General features: G+C 38.6%; 11 protein-coding genes. 3 read left to right on the plus strand and 8 right to left on the minus strand.

The window, feature by feature from the left end:
- The first annotated feature begins 191 nt into the window (after nucleotides 1-191).
- Together ABMY35_RS20590 and ABMY35_RS20595 are read left to right on the plus strand one after the other, a co-directional pair.
- A complete protein-coding gene (locus tag ABMY35_RS20590; protein ID WP_349287939.1) occupies nucleotides 192-611 on the plus strand; it encodes a DUF2141 domain-containing protein in 420 nt (139 codons plus the stop codon).
- An 11-nt stretch (nucleotides 612-622) separates the two neighbouring features.
- Complete coding sequence (locus tag ABMY35_RS20595; protein WP_349287940.1) at nucleotides 623-2,143, plus strand: carotenoid oxygenase family protein; 1,521 nt, start codon at nucleotides 623-625, stop codon at nucleotides 2,141-2,143.
- 82 nt (nucleotides 2,144-2,225) lie between these two features.
- On the opposite strand, the gene ABMY35_RS20600 is transcribed toward ABMY35_RS20595, so the two are convergent.
- The 3 genes from ABMY35_RS20600 to ABMY35_RS20610 all read right to left on the minus strand — a co-directional run bounded on the left by ABMY35_RS20600 (nucleotide 2,226) and on the right by ABMY35_RS20610 (nucleotide 4,112).
- Complete coding sequence (locus ABMY35_RS20600; RefSeq protein WP_349287941.1) at nucleotides 2,226-2,432, minus strand: hypothetical protein; 207 nt, start codon at nucleotides 2,430-2,432, stop codon at nucleotides 2,226-2,228.
- 246 nt (nucleotides 2,433-2,678) lie between these two features.
- Nucleotides 2,679-2,951: a hypothetical protein gene (locus ABMY35_RS20605; protein WP_349287942.1), complete on the minus strand. Its 273-nt coding sequence runs from the start codon at nucleotides 2,949-2,951 to the stop codon at nucleotides 2,679-2,681.
- Between the two features lie 750 nt (nucleotides 2,952-3,701).
- A complete protein-coding gene (locus ABMY35_RS20610) occupies nucleotides 3,702-4,112 on the minus strand; it encodes an energy transducer TonB (RefSeq protein WP_349287943.1) in 411 nt (136 codons plus the stop codon).
- A gap of 98 nt (nucleotides 4,113-4,210) precedes the next feature.
- On the opposite strand from ABMY35_RS20610, the gene ABMY35_RS20615 reads away from it, so the two are divergent.
- A complete protein-coding gene (locus ABMY35_RS20615; protein WP_349287944.1) occupies nucleotides 4,211-5,365 on the plus strand; it encodes an IS110 family transposase in 1,155 nt (384 codons plus the stop codon).
- Nucleotides 5,366-5,790: 425 nt separating this feature from the next.
- On the opposite strand, the gene ABMY35_RS20620 is transcribed toward ABMY35_RS20615, so the two are convergent.
- The 5 genes from ABMY35_RS20620 to ABMY35_RS20640 form a co-directional block, all read right to left on the minus strand.
- Nucleotides 5,791-6,081: a hypothetical protein gene (locus tag ABMY35_RS20620; protein ID WP_349287945.1), complete on the minus strand. Its 291-nt coding sequence runs from the start codon at nucleotides 6,079-6,081 to the stop codon at nucleotides 5,791-5,793.
- Between the two features lie 113 nt (nucleotides 6,082-6,194).
- Complete coding sequence (locus ABMY35_RS20625; protein WP_349287946.1) at nucleotides 6,195-6,623, minus strand: hypothetical protein; 429 nt, start codon at nucleotides 6,621-6,623, stop codon at nucleotides 6,195-6,197.
- A 110-nt stretch (nucleotides 6,624-6,733) separates the two neighbouring features.
- A complete protein-coding gene (locus ABMY35_RS20630) occupies nucleotides 6,734-7,114 on the minus strand; it encodes a hypothetical protein (protein ID WP_349287947.1) in 381 nt (126 codons plus the stop codon).
- 74 nt (nucleotides 7,115-7,188) lie between these two features.
- Nucleotides 7,189-7,575, minus strand: coding sequence for a hypothetical protein (locus tag ABMY35_RS20635; protein WP_349287948.1), 387 nt, complete (start codon nucleotides 7,573-7,575; stop codon nucleotides 7,189-7,191).
- Nucleotides 7,576-7,642: 67 nt separating this feature from the next.
- Nucleotides 7,643-8,902, minus strand: coding sequence for a hypothetical protein (locus ABMY35_RS20640; RefSeq protein ID WP_349287949.1), 1,260 nt, complete (start codon nucleotides 8,900-8,902; stop codon nucleotides 7,643-7,645).
- Nucleotides 8,903-9,048 lie beyond the last annotated feature (146 nt).

A 9,048-nucleotide genomic window follows, 5' to 3' on the forward strand; every position in this document is an offset into this window, starting at 1 on the left:
GACTCTCTTAAATACTGATTTTGTTGGTTAATTTCGCGATTCGCCAATTGAACACCCTGTTATTTTTGTTATTTTACGAACTTATCTGCACAGCTTACGAAAGCTTGCTTGAGCACCTGCTCAGCTCACTTTATTGTTATCCCAACAGCCAAATAGGCAACAACTAAACACATGATAAATTAGGAATAACAATGAATATATTAAAACTTTCAGCTCTGACATTATCTTTATTAAGTGTACCTGTATCAGCACAAACTGTGCAATTCGATATTCAAAACATTAAGCATGATGAAGGTAAGGTATATGTACAATTATTCAAAGGAGAAGAAGACTTTAACAATAACATTCCTTATAACGCGACTATCGTAAAAGCCAGAAAAGGTTCAATGACGGTTTCATTTAGTGACATTGAACCTGGTGATTATGCCATCCGTTACTTTCATGATGAAAACAATAACGGCGCAATGGACACAAACCTTTTTGGCTTACCTGTTGAAGGGTTTGGTTTTTCAAACAACGCCAAAGTGAACTTCGGCCCACCGAGTTACCAACAGGCTGCTTTTAAAGTGGCACAACAAACTGTTAAAAATAACTCAACGGTTAATTACTAAGGAGAAAAATCATGGAACGCAGGCAAGCACTTAAAAATATGTTCGGTTTATCAATGGCAGCGGCAATAACACCGTTACCATCTTTCGCAAACTTAGGTCATCTAGAAGCTGATCCGCTTAAGCAAAATGCAGTACTTTTTAATAAAGCACTTAAAACCGAACCCAATCTAAAAGGCTTAGTGGGTTTAAAGCAAAATATTGCCCCACAAACGCTTATGCTAGAAGGTAAATTGCCTGCAGATTTCAGAGGCACATTTTATAGAAATGGCCCTGCGATACACCAAAGACAAGATCAGCGTTACCTTCACCTTTTTGAAGGTGATGGCATGATCCAGCAATTTTCATTTACTGATCAAGGTGTGCGCCATCAAGCCAAATTTGTAAACACGAATAAATTTGTACAAGAACAAAAAGCCGATAAATTTTTATTTTCTGGTCCTGATAGCAAGCTCACTGACAGTTTATCTGTGACCGGACCAGATTCAGTTAACACGGCCAACACCAATATTTTACCGGTAAATGGTGAGCTATGGGCTTTATGGGAAGAAGGCTCAGCCACTGCAATTGAAGCTGATACTCTTGAGACCAAAGGACTGGTCGACCTAGGGCAAAACACCAAATATGGTAATAGCCTAAAAGGTCTACCTTTTTCTGCGCACCCAAAAGTAGACCCTGATGGCACTATTTGGAATTTTGGAAGCACAGCAACCGGCGACATTGTGCTATATCACATAAATAACCGTGGCATCACACAAAACGTTAAGATACTTAAAACAGGCTACCGCGGCCACATGCTGCATGACTTTTTAATAACACACAAACATTTGCTTATTATTTTACCTTCGCTTGTAAAAGACAAAAGCAAAGACATGCTGTTTGGTGCCATTGGGTTTGATAAAAGAATCCCAATGCGAGTATTAGTTGTTGATAAGCAATCTTTAACACTACAAAGAGAGTATCAACTAGACCCAGGCTTCGCCTTTCATTTCGGAAATGCATGGGAAGATCAGCAAGGTACAATTCGTTTCGATGCAAGTCTATACCCAAACCTAGATAGCTTGCATTACATGAGCGACATTATGCAAGGTAAGATAAATCACCCAGAGCCTGCAAAAACAACATTTTTTACTTTATACAAAGATGGTCACATTACTCAGAATGAAATTGAAGGGATCAGTGAGTTTCCTCGCGTCTACGATCATTTAACAGGCCTAAAAAATGAGCTACTCGTTACCCTTTCTTCAGTGAAAAGTGATGTATGGAGCGACGCGGTACGCGCTATCAACACGAATACGGGTAAACAAGATACCTTTGTATATGGCACTGATTTCTTGGTAGAAGAACATGTCATTGTTGATAATACCCAAAAAGAGGGCAACGGCTATCTAATTGGGACTGCACTGCATTTACCTTCAAACCGCACATGCGTAAATATTTTCAAAGCAAATAGAGTAAGTGATGGCCCTGTTTGTAGAGCTTGGTTGCCTGGCGTCATCCCGCTTGGTTTTCACGGTAACTTTGTCGCTGCATAGTGAAAAGCGAGCCATATAAAGCAGCTGGCTTTTGTTTTATACGTATCGCCAGCTGCTTGAAAATAGATAAAAGGTTTTAAAATTAGCTTAAGTTTTTAAATGTTTTGAATGACCCCACTGAAAGTGCAATCCCCATAATTAGAGTAATTAAAAAGCTGAAAGCACTAAAATTATCACCGTTAAACTCACTCAATAAATAGCCAGAGAAAATAAAGAAAACGGCACTTGCGCCCCAAAGCGTACCTGCAATAAACCCTCTATCAAATGAAAATTTCTTCGTCGCTGTCATATTCAACTCCTTATTTGACGTCACAAACAGATTTATACTCTGAAACCAGATATTTATGAAGGGCTAATACATAGAAAATATATAAGCTGTTTCTTAGAGTGGAAGACTCCGACTAACATGGGTGCTCAAAAATACAATGAATAAGATGAAAGTAATTTTCTCTTCACTAAACGCTACTTGCCTAATTCACTCACTATTTGAAAACAAGAGTTTACCGTTCTAAGCTTTATGACTTTTAAAATCAGTTTATTCAAACCTTACATAAGGAAGTCCAAGTTTTATTTGCAAAGACATAAACTGCTCTTCAGAAAATGGACCAAATACAACCTCTTCTGCTTCAGCGTATTTATGATCGTTTCTTTTATCTATGTAATAAAAGCCACACACACTCTTTGGACAAGCGTAAACTGATATAAAGGCTTCGTTAGACGCTATATTTACCGGCTCTTCAATACGACCTATATAACCGCCATTACCAAGAGAATAGCCTAAGCTTTTAACGTCATCGATAATGTACACTTCATATGGTGCTTCGATCCAGCTTGGAGAGCAGCCAAGTAAAAGGACAAAGCATGTGACCGAAATTGTATATATGAATCTCACTTTACGGCATAACCAATTTATTTATTAAACAATTACCCACCTCTTGTCAGAGGAAAAATAATGTAACTGTTTTAACACACATAAGCGCTTAACGGCTTCTTTGCGGAATTCTTCTTTGTAATGCTGATGCTTTTTACAAGTCATGTGACACCTTAACTTCTGTTAAATATTACTATAGATGGTGTCTACTTTTTATGGGTAAGTCCTGCAGCTAACACCTAATTTACTTGTTAGCTGTGAACCCGTCAAAATGACATTAGCACTAGCTATACATGAATAATAAATATTTAGTGAATGCATCTAGCAACACCGAATATAAAAAATAGAATAAAGTGGCTACCCCATTCTATTAAGGACAGTATGAGTGGAAAAACATACCATATCTTTTTTGATTTTGTAGTAATCATCATAAAGAATACTACAGCGGGTATTAGTAAAGGCCAGATGAGTAAAATAAGTTCGAACCAACTCCAATCTTTGCAATGAACCACTTTAAGCCATAACCAAATAGGTAGAAAGCTCAATACGATTAAGTAGGAAACGACCAATCTAGTCTTCATGTACATAACAGCTAACGCCTCGCTTAACCAGCGAAAAATAGCAGGCTAAAATTAGCGAAGAAGGAGCGCAAGCCTGCTGTTTTGCGTCCATTCTTTAATTAATTTGTTATGTTCTCTTTTTAAACTGTATGTACTTAACGTGCACTTTATTACCGACAGTACCAAATGCATTGGGTAAGACTTTTGCTTTTATAAGCCCTCGTAATATTGCACGTGAGTGTATTCTAATTGGATTGAGACTCAATATTTTAAGGTTTATTACTTTACCTTCATTTGATACATCAAATTCTACGGTACCTTCTGTATTTGTTAAGGCACAGGCTGAAGGCAAAGAAGAATTAAACCGTATTGTAATGGGCTCAAAAATACTGGATTTACCTTCAATTGATGTAGCAATGCTAATAGATTCATCTAGAAACTCAATGTCAGGGTCATTGCATGCTTTAGTAACACCAAACTGGACACCAGCTACAAGTAATAATGTGCTAATCACGATGCCTCCTGAGAACATAGACATAATGACTCCCACACGGTGCTAGCCTCCGCATTTTCGTGGGTTAGCTTAAAGCCAGAGCCATAATTAGTTTGTCAAATAACTAAATAGCAGAGGCTAGCATGACTAAACATAACATACTTTTCATTGGCTTAGATACTCATAAAGAGTTTCTTGAAGTTGCTTACATTGAGGATGATCGGGGTGCAAAACCCATTCACTTTGGAAGAATATCTTCAGCCAAGTTAGCCATAAAGAAGCTCATTCGTCAGTTTGAGTCTAAATATCCTCATGCAACCATGCATTTTGTTTATGAAGCTGGCCCTTGTGGGTATTGGATTTACCGCTTAATTACTTCTCTTGGACATTGCTGTTACGTGGTTGCACCCTCGCTTATTCCTAAAAAGCCTGGTGAACGTGTAAAAACTGACAAACGTGATGCTCTTAAACTGGCTAAATTACTCAAGTCTGAAGATTTAACCCCTATTTATGTGCCTGAGCCTGAAGATGAAGCTATTCGTGATTTATCTCGTGCTCGAGAAATCGCTATGAAGGATTTAAAAGATGCCAAATACCAACTAAAAGCACTGTTACTTCGCAACAATATTAACTATGCAGGTACCGCAAATTGGTCTCTCAAACACTTACGCTGGCTTACTGAACTTGTATTGCCACACCCCGCACAACAAATCGTTTTACAAGAGTTTATTCAAACTATCAACGAGCGAACTGCACGATTGGAACGACTTGACAACGAACTCTCTCACTATGTTTATCAATGGCGTTACTACCCTGTTGTTAAAGCTATTCAAGCTATGCGTGGTGTTCGTTTGCTTGTAGCCGCTGGCGTTGTCGCTGAGCTTGGCGACTTATCACGCTTCGACCATCCCCGTAAATTAATGAGTTATCTGGGTCTTGTGCCCAGTGAACACTCGAGTGGTGGCAAACGTCATATTGGCGCAATTACTAAATGTGGCAATGGGCGCGCAAGGCGGTTATTAGTCGAAGGCGCTCATAGTTACCGTCATACTGCTAACATATCCACCGAGTTACAAAAACGACAAGAAGGCTTACCAAAGCAAATTGTTGATATCGCATGGAAAGCGCAATTAAGGCTCTGTAAACGTTATAAAAAGCTCATTAATAAAGGCAAACATTACAACCTCGTTGTCATCGCCATTGCCCGTGAAATGATTGCTTATATCTGGGCAATCGCAAAAGAAGTGGTGCTAGTCCCCGTTAATCCAAAATTACGAATTGCTCGAGTACCCGCTTAATATGAACGAATTAGAGTTAATGCATTGGGTCAAGCATCGGGTGTGGCACAACCACCGACGGCGTTAGGATGGCAATACTGCTAACGCAGGATTGAACCACGAACATAGACTGAAAACAGGTGCCACCGATAATCGGCATAGGTCGAACTAAGTAAGGTCTGCTCTGCTCATGAAAATGAGTAACCAACGAATACCAGCATGAAAACCGACGAAATTACTTGCTTCATCCAATGTATTAACTCGCTCTAATTCAAGTTGAAATAATTATGGCTTAAAAAGTTAGGCGAGGATCAGTGCGTTTAACTTGACAGTGGGAGTCATACCAACGCTTGCCTAACCGGCGCGAAATAGCAGGCTAAAATTAGCGACGAAGGAGCGCAAGCCTGCTGTTTTGCGTCCTTTGGTTTAGGCACTTGTTATATGAACTATTTACCGTGAAAAATAGACCAAAAGGTTTCTCTTGCTTTATGTAGACTCGTTAAATTTTCACCTTTTGAAATAAAAAGTGCTGACCCAGAGAATATTAGGACTAAAGGTAAAATTAAACTGAACATTTTGGCTTCAGCATCATTCCTCTCAACACCATTTAAATTAATGGTCACACTAGGATCAAATAATGCCTGAAAAGCTGAGTAACCTAAAAACACTCCTACACATATAAATAAAACACCAATTAGGCGTAATGTATTTTTATAAACACTGACTGGTAAGTACACTCAGACCTCAAAGTTCATATAACGCTTGCCGTAAACGGCACAAAATAGCAGGCTAAAATTGGCGACGAAGGAGTAAAAGCCTGCTGTTTTGTGTCCTTTGTTTGACGGCCTTGTTATATTTTTTCACACTCTTTAGTGTCTACTGGGAACGTGGCAACTTCTTTGTGATTCATATCCATATAACTGTAATTAACAACAATAGCCATTTTTCGAAACTCAGACATAGACTCACTTGTGCAAACAGCATTTACTAAGTTTGGTTTCATACTTTCTTTGAATTTTGGAACGTCCATATCCGCAACGTCGTAGTTAATTAGTTTATATTTATATGTAAAAGTTTTATTGAAACCAACCGTTGAAACAAGGTGTGTATCATTGTCGACAACCATAGGCAGATTAACATTGATGGTGTTAGCTGTTTCCATCAAAATTTCTGTGTAATCAATGGGCTTTGAAAAGATGCCACTTACAGCCCACTTTCCAATAATCGCACCACCAATAGCGCAAATTATTATAAATGCATTTGTGCCTAGTTTTTTCACTTTGTTCTCTCAAAAATATAACGCCCGCCTTAACAGGCGGAAAATAGCAGGCTAAAATTAGCGACGAAGGAGCGCAAGCCTGCTGTTTTGCGTCCTTGTTTAAGCGATTGTTAGCATGACAATTCACCGAGCTTGATTACAGTTACACTTGCCACTTTAAATGGTCCTCGAACCCAATAGCCCCTTGTGCCAACCTTTATACGTTTGCGATGAAAATCACGCATTTCATCAGACAATATCCACATATTGGCAGTACCTTTATATGGTGCATTTCCTGGGGTTGTGTCTTCTATAACTTGACCGTTTTCATCAAGCAACTCAGGCCAGATCATATAAATGCCATCTGCTTGTGGATCATCACCATGATACAAAAAGTCTGTTCTCATACCTTGGTGGGGCTTAGCATTTTTCAATTCATTACAAAGATCAATTTCATATTCGACAATAAAATCTGGTTGTCTATTTTGAACATCTTCGTAGGGTGAATGCATAAAATTCCTCAGTCATGCTAACGCTTCAATAATAGGCAGAAAATTATAGGCTACACTGCCGCGCAGCGGCAAGCCTATGATTTTATGTCCTTATTGATTGACTTGTTAGCTAACGACAGCTCCAGTACGTAATTAAACCCACAATCTATGGCTACAGCCTTAGATTTAAAAATAGAAACAATATCTATTTCACCTATGTATAAACCTATGACGTCTCCGTCTTTGCCAACCTTTTCGGATGAGCAATGATAAGCAACATAATACTTTTGCTTTTCCTTAACCACGGCGCTTATAGATATCGAAAAAGTGATATTTTGAATTACTATTTCTTGAGGTAAATTTGCTTTAGATATTGTTGTAGAACTATCTAACCACCTAACTTTTATTGGATGTTTTAGCTGAGCTGCAACGACCGATAAAGAAAACATAAGTGTTACTGCAAATATAACTATTCTCACCATGCTTCCTTGAGTTAGCTAACGCTTCAAACACTGGCGCAGCTTTGCTGCGTCCGAGTGCTTTGACTTGTTAACAATACTCGCCTAAGGACAACTCTAATTCATCGGCTTTTAGCTTCAAATCTGCTGTAGACGGCTTTCTCGACATTCGCTTTATTTTCTCATCGGGATCTTGTAACCGGTGATTTAATTCAGGAGAAATTGACTCGTTTAGATCAACCATAAACTCATATTCATCTAAATGGATTGTCATAACTCGCTTATCGATATCATCTATGATTAGCGCTCTGATGGGACATGCTTTTGCAAGCTCGACAAACCTGTTATCGAACGACGCAAAGAACGGTACATAGAAATCGCCGATATTCGACTTGCTTGCAAGTGTTTCTTGGTATCTTATAGCGAATAGATCCCAAGCCATTCCCTTGATTTTGTGTAGCGACTTTTTACCCAATTGACTAATAGGATCAAAAAACCTGAAGTCTTTACCGTGCTTCAACAGTTTCCATGCGAAATAAATTTCAGTCTTGGCAAAGGCACCTAGAGCATCTAATGAATATTCAATCAATAACTCCATTTTCTTATTTAAACTAAGGTCTTTCTGCTCCCTCAATAGAATAGCTTTAAGGAGAATAAGATAGAGCCCCATTCTTCTATCCAGAAAACCTTTAATTTCACTGCTAGAATGAAAGGCATGTAGTGCCTCTATTGCTCTCTGACCAGAAGATTCTAAATTCTCAGAAAATTTTGGATTGCGAATGTCAAACGAGTCTTTTTCATATTCCAGGTGATCAAACCTCTTCAATGCTCTGATGGTATTGAATGGCCTGTGATTTTCAGGCTTCATTGAATCGATCAAATTTTCAATTATGAAAAAAGAATAGTCAAAGTTGAACCCTTGTTCTTTACCCTCTTTTATGAACCGAACAAGACCTTCAAATCGACTTTCTTCTTTGTCTAGAGAACCACCGTTTTCCCATACTCTGAATCTTTCAGCAGCATTTGAATCGAGACTTAATGAATAGTCTAGTGGTATTTCAATCCGGCCTTTTCTTTTGGTGACTTCATAATGATGTTCTGAATAGAATAGCAAGCCTGTGCCATAGAAATATTTTTTCAGTGTTGGACAGTGTTGCTCTATCTCTCTTAAAGAGGAATGCGAAAAGTCTGCATCGAGGTTATTTGTAGAATATACCAACCTAAATCCACGGAATAAGTTTTCATTATTCTCGATAAGATTTTTAAAGCTATCTGAAGGATCATGCATAACTACTGCATTTGTAGCATGCTGCAGCCTCATGATTCTTTCCTGTTGCGTTTCTGTTACCACCGAGCACTCCTTGTATTGTTAACGCTTAGCTAACAGGCAAAATTGAATAAGCTAAAATCGAGCGAAGCGACGAGCTTATTTAATTTTGTCCTAGTTTAGCGCCTTGTTATGCGTTTACACACCGCTTTTAAAGCGCTTGCGCCTGC

It is taken from the genome of Pseudoalteromonas sp. BZB3 (genome assembly GCF_040104455.1).
GTDB lineage: Bacteria > Pseudomonadota > Gammaproteobacteria > Enterobacterales > Alteromonadaceae > Pseudoalteromonas.